Origin of the sequence: Nocardia asiatica NBRC 100129, from assembly GCF_000308415.1 — a bacterium.
GTDB lineage: Bacteria > Actinomycetota > Actinomycetes > Mycobacteriales > Mycobacteriaceae > Nocardia > Nocardia asiatica.
This window is the reverse complement of sequence record NZ_BAFS01000471.1, coordinates 44,384-63,994: the sequence shown is the minus strand read 5'-3', so window position 1 is coordinate 63,994 and position 19,611 is coordinate 44,384. Positions and strand designations below refer to the sequence as shown.

General features: G+C 68.5%; 19 protein-coding genes and 4 pseudogenes. 17 read left to right on the top strand and 6 right to left on the bottom strand.

The window, feature by feature from the left end:
* From ON27_RS38030 to ON27_RS38005, 6 genes are all read left to right on the top strand, one after another.
* A partial coding sequence (locus tag ON27_RS38030; protein WP_043738741.1) for an ATP-binding protein DrrA1-3 family domain-containing protein occupies positions 1–399 on the top strand: 399 nt, incomplete at its 5' end.
* Positions 396–2,018, top strand: coding sequence for an efflux permease Rv1217c-related protein (locus tag ON27_RS38025; protein ID WP_051047512.1), 1,623 nt, complete (start codon positions 396–398; stop codon positions 2,016–2,018). The genes ON27_RS38030 and ON27_RS38025, both read left to right, overlap by 4 nt.
* Positions 2,019–2,316: 298 nt before the next feature.
* Entirely contained in the window at positions 2,317–3,003 is a 687-nt protein-coding gene (locus ON27_RS38020; protein WP_157227927.1) for a hypothetical protein, read from the top strand.
* A gap of 35 nt (positions 3,004–3,038) precedes the next feature.
* On the top strand, positions 3,039–3,992 hold the full coding sequence (locus tag ON27_RS38015; RefSeq protein WP_043738739.1) for a DNA polymerase domain-containing protein: 954 nt from the start codon (positions 3,039–3,041) through the stop codon (positions 3,990–3,992).
* A gap of 85 nt (positions 3,993–4,077) precedes the next feature.
* On the top strand, positions 4,078–4,779 hold the full coding sequence (locus ON27_RS38010; protein WP_043738770.1) for a helix-turn-helix transcriptional regulator: 702 nt from the start codon (positions 4,078–4,080) through the stop codon (positions 4,777–4,779).
* A gap of 92 nt (positions 4,780–4,871) precedes the next feature.
* Positions 4,872–5,252, top strand: coding sequence for a VOC family protein (locus tag ON27_RS38005; protein WP_043738738.1), 381 nt, complete (start codon positions 4,872–4,874; stop codon positions 5,250–5,252).
* Positions 5,253–5,522: 270 nt separating this feature from the next.
* On the opposite strand, the gene ON27_RS38000 is transcribed toward ON27_RS38005, so the two are convergent.
* Positions 5,523–5,720: a hypothetical protein gene (locus ON27_RS38000; protein ID WP_043738737.1), complete on the bottom strand. Its 198-nt coding sequence runs from the start codon at positions 5,718–5,720 to the stop codon at positions 5,523–5,525.
* 261 nt (positions 5,721–5,981) lie between these two features.
* Between ON27_RS38000 and ON27_RS37995 the strand changes: the two genes are divergently transcribed.
* The 7 genes and pseudogenes from ON27_RS37995 to ON27_RS37965 all read left to right on the top strand — a co-directional run bounded on the left by ON27_RS37995 (position 5,982) and on the right by ON27_RS37965 (position 12,678).
* On the top strand, positions 5,982–6,458 hold the full coding sequence (locus ON27_RS37995; protein ID WP_043738736.1) for a MarR family transcriptional regulator: 477 nt from the start codon (positions 5,982–5,984) through the stop codon (positions 6,456–6,458).
* Positions 6,459–6,548: 90 nt separating this feature from the next.
* Positions 6,549–7,357, top strand: a pseudogene (locus ON27_RS42265) (acyl-CoA dehydrogenase family protein); the annotation flags it as partial.
* Positions 7,357–7,554, top strand: a pseudogene (locus ON27_RS42260) (acyl-CoA dehydrogenase family protein); the annotation flags it as partial. The pseudogenes ON27_RS42265 and ON27_RS42260, both read left to right, overlap by 1 nt.
* A gap of 363 nt (positions 7,555–7,917) precedes the next feature.
* Positions 7,918–9,768 carry an SCO2524 family protein gene (locus ON27_RS37980; protein ID WP_043738731.1) on the top strand — a complete coding sequence of 617 codons (1,851 nt, stop codon included), beginning with the start codon at positions 7,918–7,920 and terminating at the stop codon, positions 9,766–9,768.
* A gap of 11 nt (positions 9,769–9,779) precedes the next feature.
* Complete coding sequence (locus ON27_RS37975) at positions 9,780–10,694, top strand: SCO2523 family variant P-loop protein (RefSeq protein WP_043738729.1); 915 nt, start codon at positions 9,780–9,782, stop codon at positions 10,692–10,694.
* Positions 10,695–11,705 (top strand): SCO2522 family protein, encoded by a 1,011-nt coding sequence (locus tag ON27_RS37970; RefSeq protein WP_043738727.1) that lies wholly within the window; start codon positions 10,695–10,697, stop codon positions 11,703–11,705. It abuts the gene before it with no gap.
* A gap of 1 nt (position 11,706) precedes the next feature.
* Positions 11,707–12,678, top strand: a complete 972-nt coding sequence (locus tag ON27_RS37965; protein WP_043738725.1) for an SCO2521 family protein — start codon at positions 11,707–11,709, stop codon at positions 12,676–12,678.
* 12 nt (positions 12,679–12,690) lie between these two features.
* On the opposite strand, the gene ON27_RS37960 is transcribed toward ON27_RS37965, so the two are convergent.
* The 4 genes and pseudogenes from ON27_RS37960 to ON27_RS37945 all read right to left on the bottom strand — a co-directional run bounded on the left by ON27_RS37960 (position 12,691) and on the right by ON27_RS37945 (position 15,418).
* Complete coding sequence (locus ON27_RS37960; RefSeq protein ID WP_157227925.1) at positions 12,691–13,512, bottom strand: hypothetical protein; 822 nt, start codon at positions 13,510–13,512, stop codon at positions 12,691–12,693.
* Positions 13,513–13,514: 2 nt separating this feature from the next.
* Complete coding sequence (locus ON27_RS37955) at positions 13,515–13,991, bottom strand: GNAT family N-acetyltransferase (protein WP_051047509.1); 477 nt, start codon at positions 13,989–13,991, stop codon at positions 13,515–13,517.
* Between the two features lie 129 nt (positions 13,992–14,120).
* Positions 14,121–14,712: pseudogene (locus ON27_RS37950) on the bottom strand (SDR family NAD(P)-dependent oxidoreductase); the annotation flags it as partial.
* A gap of 52 nt (positions 14,713–14,764) precedes the next feature.
* On the bottom strand, positions 14,765–15,418 hold the full coding sequence (locus ON27_RS37945; RefSeq protein ID WP_043738721.1) for a TetR/AcrR family transcriptional regulator: 654 nt from the start codon (positions 15,416–15,418) through the stop codon (positions 14,765–14,767).
* Positions 15,419–15,867: 449 nt separating this feature from the next.
* Between ON27_RS37945 and ON27_RS37940 the strand changes: the two are divergent.
* The 4 genes and pseudogenes from ON27_RS37940 to ON27_RS37925 all read left to right on the top strand — a co-directional run.
* Positions 15,868–16,498: pseudogene (locus ON27_RS37940) on the top strand (acyl-CoA dehydrogenase family protein); the annotation flags it as partial.
* 15 nt (positions 16,499–16,513) lie between these two features.
* On the top strand, positions 16,514–16,858 hold the full coding sequence (locus ON27_RS37935) for a hypothetical protein (RefSeq protein WP_157227923.1): 345 nt from the start codon (positions 16,514–16,516) through the stop codon (positions 16,856–16,858).
* Positions 16,859–16,966: 108 nt separating this feature from the next.
* Entirely contained in the window at positions 16,967–17,320 is a 354-nt protein-coding gene (locus ON27_RS37930) for a hypothetical protein (protein WP_157227921.1), read from the top strand.
* 57 nt (positions 17,321–17,377) lie between these two features.
* A complete protein-coding gene (locus ON27_RS37925) occupies positions 17,378–18,133 on the top strand; it encodes a DUF6882 domain-containing protein (protein ID WP_063711457.1) in 756 nt (251 codons plus the stop codon).
* A 35-nt stretch (positions 18,134–18,168) separates the two neighbouring features.
* Here the strand turns inward: ON27_RS37925 and ON27_RS37920 are convergent, their stop codons facing one another.
* Positions 18,169–19,368 (bottom strand): lipase family protein, encoded by a 1,200-nt coding sequence (locus tag ON27_RS37920; RefSeq protein WP_043738718.1) that lies wholly within the window; start codon positions 19,366–19,368, stop codon positions 18,169–18,171.
* Between the last annotated feature and the right edge of the window lie 243 nt (positions 19,369–19,611).

The window sequence follows — 19,611 nt, the reverse complement described above, 5'->3', positions numbered from 1 at the left end:
ATGGAACGCGAGTTCCGGCACTGCGTCGCCGAAGCACGGGAACGCGGGCAAACGGTGTTTCTGAGTTCACACATGCTCGGCGAGGTCGAGGCGTTGTGCGATCGGGTCGCGATCCTGCGCTCCGGCCGCCTGGCGGAAATCGCGACCCTCGCCGAGCTACGCCGGCTGCACCGCACCATCGTGGAAATCGCCTACCAGGGCGAGGCGCCGACGTTGAGTGATGTGGACGGTGTCGAGGCTGTCGAAGCGCTCGACCAGGGGCGGATGCGGTTCACCCTGTCCGGGCCCGCGGCGCCGGCGCTGCGCGCGCTCGCCGCGGCGCAGGTAACGGCGCTGTCCTCGCGCGAGCCCACCCTCGAGGAGATCTTCCTCGACTACTACGGGCAGGCGCGGCGATGACCGCCGCCGTCGGCCCGCATCCGGTGCACGTCTTCGCGCCGGGGCCCGCTGCGGCCGGGCTCATTCGGCGCCAGGCACAGCGCGGCGCGGCGATCGTCGCGCTCACCTCCGCCGGCATGTCGGCTTTGGTCGCGACCCAGTACCGCACCACCTTCGCCGACAGCATCGACTCCGATGCCTTGCACGCCCTGGCCGGGAACCCCGCCGTGCGTATCCTGTTCGGCGCTCCGCTCGCTCTCGACGATCCCGGCGGCTTCACCGTCTGGCGCACCGGTACGCCCGTCCTGGTGCTGTGCGGCGTGTGGGCGCTGCTGGTCGCGACCCGGATCACCCGCGGCGAGGAAGAGGCGGGGCATTGGGAGCTGTTGCTGAGCGGCAGGCTGCGCCGAACGGACCTGCTCGCGCGCTGTGTCGTAACGCTGTGGCTCGCCGCCGTCGCGATCGGTCTCGGGGTAGCGGCCGGGCTGGTCGTGACCGGTACCGACCCAACCGGTGCGGTCCTGCACGCGGCATCGGTATCCGGCACGACCGCGTTCTTCGCGGGCGTGGGATCGCTTGCCGCGCAACTGTTGCCGTCACGGGCAGCGGCCACCGGTCTCTCCACTGCTGTGCTCGGGGTGTGCCTGCTGCTGCGGATGCTCGCCGACGGTATCGCGGCACTCGCCTGGACCGCATGGCTTACCCCGTTCGGCCTCGCCGCCCGCAGCGCTCCGTACGCGGAGAACCGGGTTGGGCCATTGCTCGTCTTGCTGGTGTTCACCATCGTGCCCGCCGTGTGCGCTCTCACGGCCGCCGCCGGTCGCGACCTCGGCGGCGCGGTGGTCGCTCTGTCCGACACCCGGCCTGCGCGGACCCGTCTGCTCGGCTCGGTGGCCGGTTTCGCTGTGCGCCGTGCTCTTGTGCCCACCATCGGGTGGGTAATCGGGATCGCCGCCTACTTCCTGCTGATCGGTGCCTTGATCTCCTCGATCCTCGAATTCTTCGCGGAGAATCCGCGTTTCGCCGAGCTCGCGGCTACAGCCGGTTTCGGTGGCCTCGGGTCGGCTTCCGGGTTCGCCGCGGCGTTGTTCGCGCTGCTCGCCATCCCGGCCGGGCTCTACACCGCTGTCCGGATCGCAGCGTTGGCCGCCGATGAGAAAGCGCGTCGCTGGACCGCCCTGCACGCTCTGCCACTGTCGCGATACCGTTTGGCAGGGACCGAAATCGCCGTTACCACCACGGGTCTCGGAGTTCTTCTGTGCACCGCCGCGGTCGCGATGTGGGCTGGTGCGGTGCTCACCGGTGCACCGCTGGGCCTGGGTGCGGCCCTCGCCGGTGCCGCCAACGTCGCCCCGGTGGCTCTGCTCGCGCTCGGTGCCGCGGTACTGGCACTGGGCTGGTACCCCGATGCCGTCGGCCTGATCGGGGCAGTGCCCGTCGCCGGGGGATTCCTCCTCGACGTCATGGTCCAGAGCACCGGCGCACCGGCCTGGATCCGCGAGATCTCGCCGTTCGCTCATCTCGCCGCCGTACCCGACGCCGCACCGAGCTGGGCCGAGAGTGCCGCGCTCACCACCATCGCCGCTGCCATGGCAGCGATCGGACTGTACGGCTACACCCGCCGCGACCTGAGAGGCTGACCGCCGCCACCGGCTTCCCCGACGTCATGGCACGGGGCTGGTCGGCGGACAGCTCCCGGTCGGCAGTGCGCCGTGGCTACATGCCGGTTCTCGCCCATCAGCGGCTTCTGCCGATCCGTTCACGATCACTTCGAGCGATGTTGTGACCAGGCTGCCGGAGCGTCAGCTGCGGCGGTGCGTGGCCGGTGCGGGATGCACGTCAGGACTTCCAGTCGGCTCGACGGGCTGAACCACGTCCGCGCGAACTGGTCACCATTCTGTCAATGGGAGTGTAATATCCTGGATTTGTCTGGATGCCTTGCAGGCCCATCTGGCCGGCCTCGGTACCCCACTGGTGCTCGATCGAGACGACACCGAGCTGCCGACTCCGCTGCGTGACATGCTCTCCACCTTCGGCGAGCACACACTCGCGGGCACCGCGGATTCGAGGCGGCCGGAGATCGGCCGGGACGCAGACAGGTTGACGTTGGCACTGACCTGCGCCGACCAGCCGTGGCCGAACGATTTGCCGGCGACTGTCACGGTCGGCGGGGTGACGATCACCGCGCGACGCCAAGGCGACGTCACCCTCGAACTCCACGGTGAATTCCGCGGGGTCGCAGTGTCGGTCACGGTCGCCACCCGCAGCAACGACCGGCTGATCGCGACGGTACGACCGCGCGACGCCGGCGCGTTCACAGTGGACACGCTGATCGATCCAGCTGGCCGGCGACGGCGTCTGGCAGCAGCACGTGGAGGCCGGGCTCAGGGAGCTGGACCTGGATCGCGCACTCGGCCCGATCGCCGGTTTCGACTATCGGTTCGAGAAGGACCCGGCGGTGACTGGTCCATCGGTCATTTCACGCTGAAGGACGTGTCGGCGACCATCGCCTGCAACACCTACGAGAAGTTCGTGCATCGGGGGTTACGGCGTCTCGCTGTCCACCTGGAAGATCGAACCCGATTCCTGACCCGACGGGAATCCAACGTTCGCCACCTCCGGTGATTGACCGGCGCCCGGTGGTGGGGGAGGGTGGAGCGATGGCGGGAGGCGAGCAGCGTCACGGGGTCGAACTGTCCAATCTCGATCAGCCGTTGTTCGACGGGGCCGCGGCGAGCAAACGGGATCTGGTGGACTATCTGGAGTTCGCCGGGGAACGGTTGCTGAGGGTGCTGCGCGGACGGCCGCTCTCGGTGGTGCGGGTGCGGCCGGGGCAGGAGCCGTTCACCCAGAAAAACCTCCCGAAGTACACGCCGGAGTGGGTAGCGCGGAGGAAGGTCTGGGCGGAGAGTTCGCGGCGGGAGATCACCTACGCGCTGTGTGATGACCTGCGGACACTGATCTGGTTCGGTAATCAGCGCGCGGTCGAGTATCACCCGACCTTGTTCCTCGCGGATTCCGCGCCGGAACCGACGCATCTCGTGCTCGATCTCGATCCGTCACCGGGTCAGACTTTCGCTGACGCGGTGGCCGGTGCGCGGCTGATCCGGGATGCGCTGGCCGCCGACGGGTTGGCCGGTGCGGTGAAGACGAGCGGGTCCAAAGGGCTGCATGTCTTCGTGCCGGTGGTGGCGGGTCTCGACGTCGAGGACGCAGCCGCGGCCACGCGGGCGGTCGCGGCCCGTGCCGAACGCATCGATCCCTCCGTCGGCACGACCGCCTTCATCCGCGAAGACCGCCACGGCAAGGTCTTCCTCGACGCAACCCGCGCCGGCGGCGCCACCGTGGCCGCGGCCTACAGCCCGCGTATCCGGCCGGGCGTCACCGTGTCCTTCCCGCTGCGCTGGTCGGACCTCGACGACGTGACACCGGCCGATTTCACGCTGCGGACCGTGCCCGGCCTGATCGGTGACGACGACCCCTGGGCGACGGAAATGCCCGCCCCACAGAAACTTCCTCGGGACCTGGTCGAGGAGGGCCACACGATTCCGGTGGCCCGGGTGCAGGCCATGCACGAAGGCAAGCGACGCGCGAGAGCCCGGCGGGGCGAATAACACGCTGCGAGCGGATTCCGGCATCGGATTCCGTGGAGCTGAGAACTGCGGCCGATGTGTCGGTGTGCGGCGCTACGGTGACCGCGTGAACCGGACCGATCGGCTGTACGCGATAGTCGAAGAGCTTCGGGCGATCTCGCCGCGATTGCGCAGCGCCCGCGAGTTGGCCGAGCGATACGAGGTGAGCGTCCGGACGATCGAACGGGATATCTGCGCGCTGCAGCAGGCCGGTATTCCGATCTACGCCGATGTCGGCAGGCGCGGCGGGTACGCGCTGGACAAAAGCATGTCCTTGCCGCCGCTGAATCTCACACCTGCCGAGACCGTCGCGCTGGCGGTCGCGTTGGCCCGTCATCGTGGTGGCCCGTTCGAGCGGGCGGGCCACAGCGCGCTGCGCAAGATCGTGGCGGTGCTGCCGGAACGCGACGCGGTCGCCGCACGCGATCTCGCCGCGCGGATCCGATTGCTGACCAGCGACGACGCACAGCCCGACCGCGAGATCCCGGCGGTGATCGAACGAGCCATCGAAATCGGCAGAGTGCTGCGGATCGGCTACCTCGACCGGTTCGGCGCGCATACCGAACGCGAGGTCGAGCCGTTCGCCTTGGTGCACGGGGTCAACGGCTGGTACCTGGCGGCTCGGTGCAGATTGCGCGACAGCCCGCGCTGTTTCCGCCTGGACCGGATCACGGCGGCGGCGGCGACCGAACTGTCCGCGCCGCACCGTCCGTTCGACGGGTCGGCTTGGGACATTCCGGCTACCGGGCTTCGGGTCGTCGCGCTGTAGAGCCGATTCGGAAACACCGACAGGGGGTTGTCGCCGGGGCGGGAGATCGTGGTTCGGCAAGATCACGACCCCCGAGATTCCGGAGATGATCAATGAGCACTCCCCCGTACAACACCGTGACCTGGTTTCAGGTCGGCAGTGACAAGCCCGAGCAGATCAAGGAGTTCTACGGCGAATTGTTCGGCTGGTCCTTCACCCCGTACCCGAGCGGTGACGACGGGTACGAACTGATCCACTACCCCGGCAGCGAGGCACCGAGCGGCGGTGTCGCGCACACTCCCGACAGCGCGGCCAATCACGCCACCTTCCTGGTGGTCGTAGAGGATGTCGCGGCCACCATCGCGGCAGCCGAGGCCTTGGGCGCCAAGGTGCTGACCGCGCCCGTCACCAGCGCGGACGGTCTGATATCAGCCGATCTGCTGGACACTTCCGGCAATCATTTCGGCGTGTTCAGTCCAGCGCCCACGGCGTGATCGAACGGTGAACTCGTCTCCCGGCGCATCGCCCGACGATGCGCCGGGGGGGAAAGAAATTCGTCAGGTTCGCGGGCGCTGGGAACGATGAACTCCATTGAGCGACGGCCGCTGGGCCCGCTCGCCGAGGGGCATACCATCCCGGTGGCGCAGGTTCAGGCCATGCACGAGGGCAATCGGCGCACTCGCGCCCGCCGCCAGCTCCTAGGTGCCGGGGCTTCTCTCGGCGAGGCGGAGTTTGTGCCTACGGACCGGTTCGAGGCGCGAGCCTCAAGCGAGGCAGATCAAGAACGCGTTGACGTTCACCGCGGGCGGGAGGATCAAGGGCAAGCACGGTGGGGCCGAGAATCCGGCCATGGCTTGCTGCGTGGCCGTGGTGGCCGGTTCGGCCGATGCCACGCCCGACCCGATGACGATGCCGGAGGCAATCGCCAGGGTCGCCGCCGTCGCACGCACCTTCTCGTTCATATCGCACCTCGCTGTCGTGTGTGCCGGGCGCCCCTTCCGGCGATTCGGTTGCCGACGGACGCCGGTCGCCGAATCGGGGATTCGACGACGGACGGGATTCACGTCCGTCTCCTCAATTACCTCGCTACCTGGAGTCGTCCGCAAGGGTCGGAACCTCGGGCGGAGCACGTTCTACGCGAGTTCCGGCGCAGTCGCCGTGTCACAGTTATTCTCGCTCGCAGAGTATCTCGAATATGGAGAGATCTGACGGAGGGAGACGCGATGGCGGCGCCGAGTACGCGGGACGAGTTCTTGGGCGCGCTACGCGAGGAATTGCGGAAGCAGGCCACCCAGACGGTGGTGTTCCATTCGGCGGTCGCCGGGCGGCTCGGCATCACGGTGACCGATCTCAGTGCGCTGAACCTGCTCAGCATGCTGGGGCCGCTCACCCCGGGGCAGTTGGCCGACCGGTTGGGCATCACCCGCGGCGGCGCGATCACCACGGTGGTCGACCGGCTGGAACGGGCGGGGTATGTGCGGCGCAGCCGGGATGCGCAGGACCGGCGGCGGGTGCGGGTCGAACTCGTGGCGGTCCGGGCCGAGGTGGCGGTGGCTCCGCTGTTCGGGGAACTCGCCGCGCTGGACGAAGGACTGCCGGACGACGACGCGGCATTGCGGACGCTGCTGGATTTCGTCCGTGACGTGAACGCCGCGCTCGTGCGCGCGACGAGCCGGGTCTCCGAAGCGCGCGTCGTCTGAACCCCGCTGCGGGCGAATTGCGCTTTTCCAAAATGAGAATGATATTCTCTGTCCAGTGCACGCGATGCTGCGACAGGGAAGTAGGTCGACATGCTGTTCGAGTTCGACGCCGACCAGCGACTATTGCGCGAGACAGCGCGGGAGGTCACGGCGAAGCAGTGCCCACCCGCGCTGATCCGGGACATCGTCGACAAGGATCTCGAACCCGGCTCGCTGTGGCAGACCTATGTCGACGTCGGCTGGAGCGAGCTGACCGATCCGGCTCTCGCTGTCGAGTTGGGCATCGTGCTCGAAGAACTGGGCCGCGCCACCGACCCCACCCCGTTCCTGGCATCGACGTCCCAGTTCGCGCCGCTCGTCCCCGATGCGGGGCGAATCGAACGTCCCTGCGCGGCGGTCTATTCCGGGGTCGTCGCCAGGCGCGACGGCTCGGGATGGCGGTTGGACGGCACGGCGCGCAACGTTCTCGACGGCGACCGGGCGGAGCGGTTCGCCGTGGTCACCGCTGCCGGGGTGTTCGTCGTGCCCGCCGCGGCGGTGTCCACAACCGTGTCTCGGTGTTCGATCCGGTCCTGCACGTCGCGGAGGTGAGCTTCCCCGGCGTGCGGGTCACCGACGGCGATCGCAGCGAGGCCGATCCCGAACGCGCTCGTCAGCACGCGCTCACCGGCCTGGCGCTGACCACTGTCGGCGCCTGTCAGCGCATCCTCGACCTCGCACTGGACCATGTGCGCGGACGGCGTCAGTTCGGCACCGTCATCGGCTCGTTCCAGGCGGTGCAACACAAGGCCGCCGACATGCACATCGCGATCGAGCGGGCCAGGGCGCTGGGCTATTTCGCCGCGCTGTGCCTGGCCGCGGACGATCCGCGGCGCCGAATGGCGGCGTCCATGGCCAAAGGGTGCCCGCCGCGAACCTGATCGGTGCGCCCAACCAGGGCTGGTCGGTGGCCACCGGTTCGCTCGGTCACGAACGGACCTTGTTGTGGCTGGGGTACGCCGACCGGCTCGAGGACCTGCTCGGCGACTTCCGTCCCCGGACCGTGCTCGACCGTGACGCGTACGCGAAGCTGGTGATGGGCTCGCATGCCCTGCAGGAACGCCTTCGTCAGGGCCGGGTGGCGAACCATCGTCGCGAGTGCGTTTCCCGCCGCTCGCGGGTTGCGGCGCTCCGCGGGCAGCATGCGGGACAGCGCGGCGTCCACCGCTTCGTCCCATTGGTGCTCCGGCAGTGGAGTCAGAGGCATCAGGGCTTCTCCTGCAGTGAAGAGAATTCAACTCTCAAATCGGTTTACTACATGCGTTTCCACCTTGCAGTGCGGAAGTATCTGCCGCGCAAGGCAATCCGTAGCAACCGGTGGCATCGCAAAGTGCTTGGCCAAGTGAACCTCCGCAAGGCACACTCTATGTAACGACGTCCGGCGCCGCCGGTCGAACGCGGGGGCGAGGTCCGACAGCAAATGAGGATTCGGCCGAGGCAGCAGCTGCTCGAGCTGTGGCGAGCGGTGCTCGCCTGTTCCTACCGGAACGGCACGTGGCAGTGGGGCGGGCGCGACGGCGCCAATTCCATCAGCGACGCCGAACAGCTGCTGTGCCTGCTGTACCCGGCGACCGAGATCGACGCCTTCGCGCTGGACCAGCCCAACGACATGAGTCCCGACGTGAAAGCCGCGCTCGCGCCCTTCGGTGAGGAGACCCGGATCGGCGGAGTCCTGGTCGCCCTGGTGGAGGACTATCTGCGCCGCTACGCCGGACCGGACGGCGAGCCGGTCTTCGCCGCGGGCTCCTACTTGCGCTCCGGTGACGGCAGCTCGCTCACCGAAGGCCAACTGGCGGTGGAGATCGTCGACTCGTACTCGATGTCGCTGAGCCTGTGTATCGCGGCGTTGCGGTTCCTGCGCGGCTTCCAGCGGTTCGTCAGCGGCGAGGTCCGGCTGGAGGCCCGGCAACTGCGCGAGCGGATCCCGGTGGTGATCGAGCTGGCCAGCGCGCGGCTCACCGCGGCGATGGTGGGTCTGGTGCGCAGTTTCGTCATCCACACCCCCGAGCCGAGGACGGAGTACGGGCAGTCGATCGTCTACATGCTCAACCAGACCCGCACGCCCGCCGACGAGATCATCGAACGGTTGTCGGCGCAGCTGGAACGCCTGCGGGTGCAGGCGGCCAACGAGGTCAGGCTCAGTCAGACCACCGAGGTCGACATCGCCGACGACGGGCGGCTGTTCGAGTGCGGGTGGAGCTGGGGCATCGTGCACAGCTCCGAACCGATCGAACTCGTGCCCGGCCGGGTCAGCAGCGCGATCGGTCACGCCGAACCCCGTCCCTATCTGTACTTCACGGCGGTGGCCCTGGACGGCATCATCGACCTGTCGTCGCAGCGCATCCGGGAACTCGACCTGTTGACCGACGAGCAGCGCCTGCTCGCCGACGCGCTGCAGCTGCGCTTCGAGCTGACCCGCAACTACTGGTCCAGGGTCGCGCGCTTCGGCAGCGGCCGCTGGCCGCTGGAGGACATCCCGTGGCGCACCTCCGACGGTGAGGAATCGGAGTACTTCAGTCTCGTCATCGCCGCCATGCTCATCCAGGACCTGGTCTACCGGGAGAGCACCGAGGATCTGTCGCGCACGGTGTCGGTGCTCGACCAGCTGGCCCGCCGCGGACGCATCACCAGCCGGTTCACCGTCGGCGATCCGGCCGCGCCACTGCACTATCCGGGTGTGCGGCTGAACCTGGCGGGCAGCGAGGAGATCGCTCCCGGCCCGCCGCTGGTCTGGTACGTGCCCGATTTCGCGACCATGCTGCTCAAGCGCTGCCTGCAGGCGGCGAGCCTGCGCACCGACGTGGACACCCGCGACCACCTGATGGCGCTCGCCGAAGCGGCCATGGAACACCTCGACCAGCGCGTACTGCGCGACGGCGAGGTGCTCGGCCTGTGGGACGACATCGGCAGGCTGGTCGGCTCCGCCGACCCGAGATCGGACGGGCCGTCCTGGTTCGTCACGGAGCGGATAATGGAGTGCCTGGTCATCGCCTATGGCACTTTCGAGCAGCCCCCGCTGGCGCCGCAGGCGATGGTCGCCCGCGCGGTGGACCTGCTCAGTGAGGCCGAACATCTGCTCAATCAGGAGGAACTGGAGATCGAGGGCCAGGACCTCTCCCCGAAACAGGCTGCCGTCAACCGGATCCGGCAATCGCTCGACCGGGCTCGCCGCGTGCTGCGTGAGCGTCCCGGCACCGCCTACAGTCTGGCCACCCAGGCACTGGTGCAGCTGGACGAACTGGCGTACGCCCGCCGGGACGCGACACGGTAGGGGGTGGCAGGGTGCTGGTGTTCTCCACCTCCGACAAGGGCGGCACCGGGCGGTCGGTGACCAGTTGCAACATCGCCTACCGGCTGTGCCGTTCGGGCCTGAACGTCGCCTACGCCGACTTCGACCTCGGCTCACCCACGGCAGGCGCGCTGTTCGAGATCGGCGCGGCCGAACGCGGCGTGCCGCGCGGCGGCGTGCATTCCTACCTGCTCGGCGAGAGCGGAACCGTGGCCCGGCTCGATGTCGGCGCGGCGACCGATCGGCCGGAACTGTCCCGCATCGGCCCCAACTCGGGCCGGCTGGTGCTGCTGCCCGGGGACGAGGGCGGCGCGGAGTTCCTCACCGACGACGACGCGGTGGTGCAGCGCTGCGCGGAACTGCTGGTGGCGCTGGACCAAGAGTTCCGCGTGGTGATCGTGGACCTCAGCGCGGGCCGCTCGGCGGCACTGCAGATCGTGTTGCAGGCCACCGCACTGCCCCAACTGCGCGGGCGCATCGCCCGATGGTTGATCTTCCACCGCTGGACGCGCCAGCACATTCTGGCCGCCGCCGGTCTGGTGTACGGCTCGCACGGACTGCTGAAGGCAGGCGCGGAATGCGGTCACGACCCGGAGGAGTTGCTCGGCTCGGTGCGCTACGTGCGTACGGCGGTGCCCGACGCCAACTGGGACGGGGTCGCCCAGCGCCCGGCACAGGCGGCGTGGCTGCAAGAGCAGGACGCCGCCCTGCGGCGGCTGGCCACCGCCAAGCGGCTCGGCACGACCGCGGTCCTCGGCTCCACTCCGATCGAGCCGGTGTTGCAGCGGCGCGAACAGCTCATCCTCGATGCCGACGTCAACGCCCAGATCGCCAATGAGGCGACCGCTTCGGCCTATGCCGAACTGGCGCGCCGACTGGTCGACATCGCCACCTGGGAAAGGCTGTAGATGGGGGATACACAGGGCTACAGCGAGGCGACCGAACAGCCTCGGATCGTGTCGGTCCCGTTGTCGCACTTGTCGATCGAGGTCGGGCATTTCTACCTCAACGACATCACCTCCGATATCGAACGGGTCGGGGCGGAGTTCCGCCGCATCGTGCCTCTGGTGTCGGCCTTCGCCGAGTCGGCCAAGGTGCAGTACGGCCCGAACGCGCGCGTGAGCACTTGCTACCTGATCGACGACTACTTCCAGCCGGATACCGATCCCTCCGCGATCCTCGCCAAGCTGCTGGACGCCGCGGAGGAATCCGGATTGGTCATCGACTATCTGGCGCGCGAATCCGGTTGCTGGCGGGCGTCGAAGTTCGTCGACGGCGTGGCGTTCGGCGAGCCGATTCCGGTGGCGGAGATGGTGGCCGCGCGCATCGTCGCCGAGCCCGCACCGCCGAGCACCGGCCGCAGGCCGCCGACCGCCGAGTCGGGATGGCTGTGCAACGGGCGGCGCTCGTCGGAAGACGAACGCGGCCAGGCCATGCGCCAGCGCAGCTATCAGCCGCCGGAGGAGTTCGGCCGCCGGGAGCACTCGATCTTCCTCGACGTCGAACTGTGGAGCAGGCATGTGGTCGACGGGGTGGCCGTGACGCGCTGGTCGTGCCCGTTCCTGGCCGCCGTCTGGCATCTGCTGCGGCTGGGCATGCTGCGCTATCACGGTGACGTCGTGGTGGATCCGCAACCGTGGAGCCGGGCCGATCTCACGCCGCGGCGCTGGCACGACATTCCGCCGGTGGTGCAGCTGAATCCGTCCGCCGCGCCGTTCGCCGCCTACAAGACGCTGTCGATGCTGCCCAAGCGGTACATCGGCATCGAGCACGCGGTACGGCTGGTGCTCGACCACCTCGATCTCGACGACGACGTGGTCGAGCAGGTCATCGCCCGCGGCGCCGAGGAGGTTCCGCCGGTGCCGGTGCCGCGCGAGGTGAGCGAACGGCTCTCCCACCTGTTGCTCGACGGGACCTGACATGGCCGCGACCACGCCTCTGGTCGTCCTCGGTGAGGTGCGCACCTGCCTGCTGCCGTCGGCGACCGCGCTCACCGGGGCGGAGGCCTGCGATCTGCTGGCGCTCATGCCCGGCTGCACGGTGCGGTGGCGGGAGCGGCCGGGCACGCTGGCGGTGTCGCCGACCACCGCGGTCGGCGTCGACTGCGATCTGAGCCTGGGCGAGCAGTCCGCGCACATCGTCGGAACGGTGGCGACGAGCGCGGTCCTGTCCGGCGGGCGCGTGCTGCAGTCCACCGCGCGGACCCGGGTGGTGCGCGCCGCGAGCCGGCGCAGACAGACCTGGTCGCACTACCTCAGCCAGAAGGGCGTGACCGAAGTCATCAGCCGCGTGCCCGAGAGAGCCACCGCCGGGGCTGCTTTGGCCGAGGGGTATCTCACCGGGGCGGTCGACGCCGAAACACTCGACCTGGCCTCGATCAGCGAACGCCTGCTCGCTCGCCTGCGCGCCGACACCCGATTGGACCAGAATCCGCCGGTGCGGGCAGGCACCACCCGGTTGCGCTGGGTCGCCCGAGTCGGCGGCAGCGCGGGCCCCGCGGCCGCGCTGCACCTGGACGACGCCACCCTCCGCACGGTGCGGCTGATCGTGCGCGAGGAGAAGGATCTGGATGCGGCGCAACGATTCTGTGAGGATCTGGCCGCGCACGACTGGTTGCTGACCGTGGTCGCCGACGCGCTGGCCGAAGCCGACCGTTTCCCCTCGCACAGCCGGGAACGCACCGACATCCTGGCCCCGGTGCTCGAAGACCTCACCGGGCTGTGGATGCCGGGAGCGCACACCCCGGCCTCGATGCGCGCGTTGTGGCGGGAGTTGCAGGTCGATCCCGGCTTGTCCCGGCAGTGGAACACCCTGGTCGCCCGGCTTCGCGACCGCATCGCCGTGGCGACCCTGGACGCGCTGCGGCACAAGGCTTTCGACGCCGAGTGGTAGCGGCCGGTGCGGCTATATCCGGAACCACTTGCGCACCAGCAGGGCGAAGAACACCGACATCGACACCGTGCCGGTCCACGCTTCCACGGCGAACAGCGGCCGGGCGGCCGGGCGCAGATTCTCCGTGTCACCGGGGCCCAGCGGATTGATGAAGCTGGTCACGCAGGTGTAGACGGTGGCAGCCGGGGAAGAGTTCCCGCTCAGGAGCAAAGCGGCGACCGTGAACAGCACCAGCTGCACGGCAACCCAGCCGAGTAACCAGGAAGGCCGGTATCCGTGGCCGCACAGCACATACGACAGCTGGCCCGTCCAGCGTCGGCGGCCCGGCGGCAGTGCGAGGGTGCGCGCCCGCGCCAGTCGCAGACCGCAGCGGTCCTCGGCTTCGTCGTCCTCGTTCATCCGGTACAGCGCGGCGCCTCTGCGGTATGCCAGGGCCGCGTGCGCGGGCAGTCGCGCCGCCGCGAGCTGCGCGCCCAACTGCTCGTATTCCTCGGCGAGCATGGTGTTCTGCCGACTGCTCAGCCGCAGCGGCCCGCGGAATTCGATCTCCGCGGCCAGCAGCGCCGCCGGGATCGCGCTGGGCACTCGCCAGCCCGCTTCGTCGGGCCCGGGTTGGCGCGCGGCGGCGTACAGGTGCCGGAACACCAGGGAGTCGGAGTGGCGCCGCGCGGTGGGCGGGTCGTAATCGGCGAGGATCGCGTCGGCATGCGCGGCGAACTGCTCCAGCGCTTGCTGCTCGGTGCGGCCGCCCCGGTCGATCTCGGCGGTGTATTCGTCTGCGCGCCTGGTGATCCTGGTCGAGACCGAAGCGACGAAGGGCGAAATCTCCCCCATGGTCACGAGTCTAGCGGTCTGCCCCTCAGCCGGTACTCGAAAACGTCCCGGGGCTCCCCCGGGCCGAAATATCGGTCGTCGTGCTCCACGAATTCGAATCCGGCTCGCTTGAACAGATTGCTCGCCTGCTGGTTGTCCGGCCGGACGGTCAGGTACATCACCTCGGCGCCCACGGTCCGGCAGGTCTGCAGGGTGCGCTTCAGCAACGCGCGGCCGTAGCCCTCACCTTGGTACCGCTTGGCCACCGCGAACGTGAACAGCAGCGCCCGTCCGGATTTCTCCAGGGTCAACGCGTAACCGATCACCGCCCCGTCCACCTCCGCGACCAGCCACTCGGATCCGTGCAGGTCGAACAGCTGGCGCAGCATCAGATACCGGTACGGCTCGGCGAACACCTCGGCCTCGATGGCCGCGATGTCCTCGATATCGGCGAAGCAGGCCTGCCGGTATTCCGGCTGAGGCGCTGTTGCGGGTTTCATGCGCTCCCTACTGCCAGAGCATAGGCCGTACGCTTCCAGCTTAAAACGTCGGTCGTGGACCGCGTCAGTGTAGGACTCGCGGAATCGTTCGCCTGGGCAGCAGGGCCGCACGTGTCGCCGCCGTGGCGGCTACTTCGGCGGGAAGCGCAGGGCGCCGTCGAGCCGGATGACCTCTCCGTTGAGATAGTCGTTGTCGATGATGGCGGTGGCCAGCTTGGCGTACTCCTCGGAACGGCCCATGCGCTTGGGGAACGGCACCTGCGGCCCCTAGTACGCCTCCAGCTGGTCGGCGGCCTTGCCGTAGGCGGGGGTGTTCACCGTGCCCGGGGCTATCGTGACCACGCGAATGCCCACCGGGGACAGGTCCCGGGCGGCCACCAGGGTCATGCCGACCACGCCGCCCTTCGCCGCCGCGTAGGGCAGTTGACCGATCTGGCCCTCGAACGCGGCGATCGAGGCGGTGTTCACGATGACGCCGCGACCGCCCTCCTCCTGCGGATCTGTCTTCGGCGATAGCGGCCGCCGTAAGGCGCAGGACGTTGAACACGGCGGTCAGATAGAACTCGATGGTGGTGCGGAAGCCGTCGAGTGCCAGCGGCGTGCCGTCCTTGCCGATCAGGCGGCCGCCGGTGGCCGGACCGCCGTGGGTGTCGACCGAGATACGCAGCGGTCCCAGCGATTCCGCCTCCGCGATGGCGGCGAGAATGGAGTCCTCGTCGGTGTGCACATGAACCCGAGTGTAAGTCAAATTCTCTGAAGGGAGAATATTTTTCTCATTCGCGTGCAAAGCCGTGCGCGCAGAAGTTCCATACTTCGGACGCGGTGATCGGGTGCTGCGTCTCGTCGTCGGACGCTCCCGCGGGCTGCGCGGTGAACATGACGGTCTGCATGACCATCGCCGCCGTCCGGCGCGAATCGACCTCCGGTCGCAGCTGTCCGGCCTCCTTCGCGGATTCCATCAGCTCGGTGAACAGCGCCAGCATCGGCGCGTGCGCGACCTTCACGTGGTCGGGGTGCGAAATCAGCAGCTGCGGCGCGAAATCGGTGAACAGCGGACGCTGCGCCGACGGGTCGGGCCGGCACAGCTCGAACAGCAGCTCGACGGCGACCTGCAACTTCTCCAGCGGGTCGGTCTGGCCGTCGGCGGCTGCGCGCAGCTGGTCGGAGGTGCGGCTCAGCGCGTCTTCGAACAGGGCGAGCAGCAGTTCGTGCTTGCCGTCGAACTGCAGGTAGAAGCTGCGCAGGGATTGTCGTGAGCGGTCCACGACCTCCTGCACCGTGAAGTCGGTGCTGCCCTTCTCGGTGATGATGGCCTGGGCGGCGTCGAGGAACCGCTGCACGCGCTCTTCGGCGCGCAACTTCGCGGTGCGTAAAGAGCGCTCCACGGCGCGCTGCTTCCAAGCCGGTTTCTCGCTCGGGCTGGTCACGGGCACCTCGGTCCTCGGTCATGTGAAGAGAACATGGATGCACTGTACTGGAGAACGGCGTGTCATCGGGTTCCTGGTCACCATGTCCGACGCAATTGCGAGACTATCATTTCCCGATTGGAGGATTTCATTCTTCATATTACTGAGAACAGCATTCTCGAACCCAACTAGTAGATTTCCATGCGGCTGCGGCACTGTCAACGCCGAGGCGGCGGGGGCCGATCCCGCGGCGGGCCCGGACGTGCCCGAGTTCTGCCACCGCGCCTCGTGTAGATCACACTCTCAAAGCGGCATATACTGATTACCCAAATCAGGGAAGATGGTTTCCCTGAGAGCGAGTGTGCCCCCGGGCATGTGCTGCTCATCGACGAGCGAAGGGCGAGACGTCGGCGCAGGCCCCGGCCACCCATCGGGCGCCGAACAGCCCACGGAGGAGGAACTACGGTGAAACCGACCCGGGCGACCGGCGCGCCGGGCTCACCCTGCTGGTGGTGGAGGACGGGATGGCGGGCTTCACCCGCGGGCGCATGCTGGAGAAGATGGGCTGCAAGGTGCAGGACACCATGGAGCTGTCGTTCCAGGACGTCCGGGTGCCCGTGGCCAACCGGCTCGGCGCCGAGGGGCGCGGCGTTCGGCTACCTCGGGCACAACCTGCCGCAGGAGCGGCTGACCGTCGCGGTCGGCTCGGTCGCCCAGGCGCGCGCCGGGATCACCGCGACGGTGGAGTACACCAAGCAGCGCAAGGCATTCGGCACACCGGTCGCGTCGTTCCAGAACACCAAGTTCGAACTGGCCGCGATGTCCGCGGAGGTCGAGGCGGCCCAGACCATGGCCGACCGGGCGGTGCTCGACCTGGTCGAGGGCACGCTGTCGGGGGCGGACGCCGCTCGAGTGAAGCTGTTCTGCACCGAGGTGCAGGCCCGTGTGGTGGACCGCTGCCTGCAATTGTTCGGTGGCTACGGATACATGCTGGAGTACCCGATCGCCCGGTTGTACACCGATGCCCGCGTGGCCGGCATCTACGCGGGCACCAGCGAAGTCATGAAAGTGATCGTCGCCAGGGATCTGGGGCTGTCCTGAAATTCACCGCGCGGCGTGCCGGTGCTGGTCACCCGCCTATTCTCGTCGGCGGCAACAGGCCGACGGTCCTGGATCGCGTGCCGGTCTGGATTTCACGAATATATGCAGGAAGACGAGATCCGCCGCAGGCAGGAGTCCGTCGACCTCAGGTGTCCGTGGTGCGAACGCCAACGCACCTACATCGGTGTTCTCGGTTTCATCACCGGGCATACCGGCTTCCTGACCGATCACCCCAGTGAGCTGGGTCAGCAAGTGCTCGAGCAGCATGCCTACCGGTGTGATCAGTGCGGCTCCATGATGTTCTTCGCCGACGGTTTCCTGCCGCATCCGCTGCCCGGCCGGCCAGCCGCCGCGGGCTGAGTCCGGCCCTCGATGCGCTACGCCCGATTTCACCCGGAAGGGGTGAATCGACTCGCCCGGGATATGGGCAGACTGTGGGGCGAGATCAGCGGACCGAAGGAGAGTCGAATGACCGAGACCGCCAGCATGGCGATCAAGAAGAAGACTGTCACCGTGTCGCCGACCGCCCCGGAGCCCGCCGCGCGCAGTTCGGCCGGGTGGTACAAGCTGCACAACGATTCCGGCGGGCACGTGTCGGTCTATCGGCAGGAGTGGGACAAGCCCAAAGAGCTGTTCGTGCTGGCCCCCGGCGCCACCAGTTCCGAGTACGAGGCCGGGCACGAGATCTACATCTTGTTCTGCGAGTCCGGTGAGTGGTCGCCGGTCACGTGGACGAGTTCGGACCTCTCGTACGAGATCACCTATCACGTCAGCGGTTACACCACCTCGAACCAAGTGAACAACGTCAGTTCCTTCCGGTAGCGGGCACGTCGCCGGTCGGAGGCGCGGCTGTGTGCGCTCGTTGACTACGCTGACGCGGTGTCCCAATCCGTGCCACTGACGAGACTTCTCGATGACGCGGGCTTGCTGTCGCTCGAACACCGGCTGCACCTGGAAGAAGTGCTGGGCGCACACGTGTGGGAAGCCGACCTGGAAGGGCGTCGGCTGGAATTCCTCGGTGAGGAGCGTTCCTTCGTGTGCACCGACGTGCATCTGCTCGGAACGGCCGACGCGGAGTCGTGGCTGTGGGGATGGGCCAATCCCTGGGGCTACCCGCGCTCGCTGCTGCGTTCCGCGCAGACGGTGCGCGAGTTCGGCTTTCGGTACGGCGTGGCCGAATTGTGTTCGGCGGAACTGCCCGTGGCGCTCGGCGGTGCGGCGCCGGAGCCCTATCAGGTGGCCGGGCTGATGGCGGACGCGGCGAAGATCGTCTGCGGCCGCTGGAGTTCCTACTGCGGTGTCATCGATGGCGCCTGCGTCGCGTTCCTCATCGACCATCCGTCGTTCGAGCTGCCCGCTCCCACCGCCTCCGGCCTCGCTCGCGTGCTGGCCTATGGTTTCGGGGCGCTGCCGCTGACCGATCATCGGCGCGCCGTGCACAGCTACCTGACCCGGCGCGGTTTGGTGACCGAATTCCTCGACGACTACCGGTGGCTGGAATTCAGCGGCCGCGGTATCGCGGGCGACGTCGAGTTCGACGCTTCCGGCGACATCGCGCACCTGGACATCCGCCTCGTCGTGGACCGGATGGAGCTGCCCTTGGAGCCGACGACACAACCGGCCGACTCGCACTGACCGCCGGTCGCGCGGTGACCCTCCTCGGGCGCCGGTCAGTCCGGCGGGAACCCCTGCTGGAACCAGCCGAGAATCTCGGGGAGGGCGACCCGGGCCGTCCCGGCATGGTCCACTGCGCCCATGTCGCGCAGCGTGGCGTTGCCGCTGCCGAGGGCCCGCAGACAGCGCTCGGTGTTGGCGTAAGGGACGGCCCGGTCGCCGCGGGCGGCGTAGAGCTGGACGGGCACGCGCGGCGTCCAGTCGCAGGTGCCGTCGCTGTCGGCGATCGCCTTCGCGGCGGCGCCGGTCGGGGCGGCGGCCAAGGCGAGGAACCGGGCGGTGAGCAGTTGCGCGGGTGTGGTCGCCAGCGAGGTCACGATGGTGAGTTCGTTGTGGAAGCCGTCGAAGAGTTCCTCGACTTTGTCGGCGTAGGGCTGCTGGAAGGCTTCGGTGGGATCGTCGTAGAGGTGGTGGATCCGGTTCATCGACGTGATCCAGTAGGAGAGGAACAGGACCGCGGCGCCCGGCACGACCTGCCCGTCGAGCGCGGCGGGCGCTTGAACGTGCCGCAGGTCGTAGGGGCCGCTGATCGGGGCCAGCGCGGCGACGCCGAAGCCGGGGATCGCTCCGGCCTGCAGCGCTTTGCCCAGCGCCATCGCGGCGTGCCCGCCCTGCGAGAAACCGGTCACCAGCACGTTCGGGTCGACTTCTCGGCGCTGCTGGGAGGCGAAGGACCGGGCCGCGCGCAGCAGGTCGGCCGACGCGCTGACCTCCGACGGCGCGTGGACGTAGGGATGCGGCCCTGGGCCGGTCCCCAGGCCCAGGTAGTCCGGCGCTACCGCCGCGTAACCGGCCGCCGCGAACATCACCGTGCGCAGCCGGTCGGGGAGGTTGCGGGTGTCGACGGACGGCGCGTCGCTCTTGAGCGTCATGGTCCCGTGTTCGTAGCTGACCACCCGCAGGCGTCCGGACTCGGTGCGCGGCAGGACGACCAGCCCGCTGGCGGTGGTCGGCTCGCCCTGCGGGGTGATCGTCCGATAGTCGATGCGATACGCGTCGACACCGTTGCGGACGGGCGTCCGGATTCCGCCGTCGGCAAGCAGCGCGGTGGTCTGTTCGAGCGGCAGGCTCAGCAGCGATGCCGTCGCCACGATCTCGCCCCGGACCGGGCGCGACTCGGGCTCGGTGCCTTCGCACCCGACAGCGGCACCGAACAGGACGACCACCGCAACCAGGTAGCGACTCGGACGGTGCATCGGTCGATCCTCTCGACGGTCGTCGGCTCGGTTCCACCCATCGTGCCCGCGATGCCGGGTGCCGACCAACCGAACCCGGCTGGCGCCACGACGTGGCCGGTCCGGTGGCTCGTGCCTTCACTGGCATTTAAGTGAATGCCTGTTCCCGTGAGTCTCTTCTATCTACCTGCAAATTACTGCGATATGTTATGAACCATTGACGCACAGTTGTGGACAAGCCGACCCGGGCCGCGCGGCCACGCG

Coding starts and splice junctions, on each gene's coding strand:
- ON27_RS38000 (WP_043738737.1), bottom strand. CDS start 5,720: ATGAACGAGAAGGTGCGTGCGACGGCGGCGACCCTGGCGATTGCCTCC.
- ON27_RS38025 (WP_051047512.1), top strand. CDS start 396: ATGACCGCCGCCGTCGGCCCGCATCCGGTGCACGTCTTCGCGCCGGGG.
- ON27_RS37930 (WP_157227921.1), top strand. CDS start 16,967: ATGACCGAGACCGCCAGCATGGCGATCAAGAAGAAGACTGTCACCGTG.
- ON27_RS37995 (WP_043738736.1), top strand. CDS start 5,982: ATGGCGGCGCCGAGTACGCGGGACGAGTTCTTGGGCGCGCTACGCGAG.
- ON27_RS37960 (WP_157227925.1), bottom strand. CDS start 13,512: ATGGGGGAGATTTCGCCCTTCGTCGCTTCGGTCTCGACCAGGATCACC.
- ON27_RS37980 (WP_043738731.1), top strand. CDS start 7,918: ATGAGGATTCGGCCGAGGCAGCAGCTGCTCGAGCTGTGGCGAGCGGTG.
- ON27_RS37920 (WP_043738718.1), bottom strand. CDS start 19,368: ATGCACCGTCCGAGTCGCTACCTGGTTGCGGTGGTCGTCCTGTTCGGT.
- ON27_RS38005 (WP_043738738.1), top strand. CDS start 4,872: ATGAGCACTCCCCCGTACAACACCGTGACCTGGTTTCAGGTCGGCAGT.
- ON27_RS38015 (WP_043738739.1), top strand. CDS start 3,039: ATGGCGGGAGGCGAGCAGCGTCACGGGGTCGAACTGTCCAATCTCGAT.
- ON27_RS37970 (WP_043738727.1), top strand. CDS start 10,695: ATGGGGGATACACAGGGCTACAGCGAGGCGACCGAACAGCCTCGGATC.
- ON27_RS37955 (WP_051047509.1), bottom strand. CDS start 13,991: ATGAAACCCGCAACAGCGCCTCAGCCGGAATACCGGCAGGCCTGCTTC.
- ON27_RS37965 (WP_043738725.1), top strand. CDS start 11,707: ATGGCCGCGACCACGCCTCTGGTCGTCCTCGGTGAGGTGCGCACCTGC.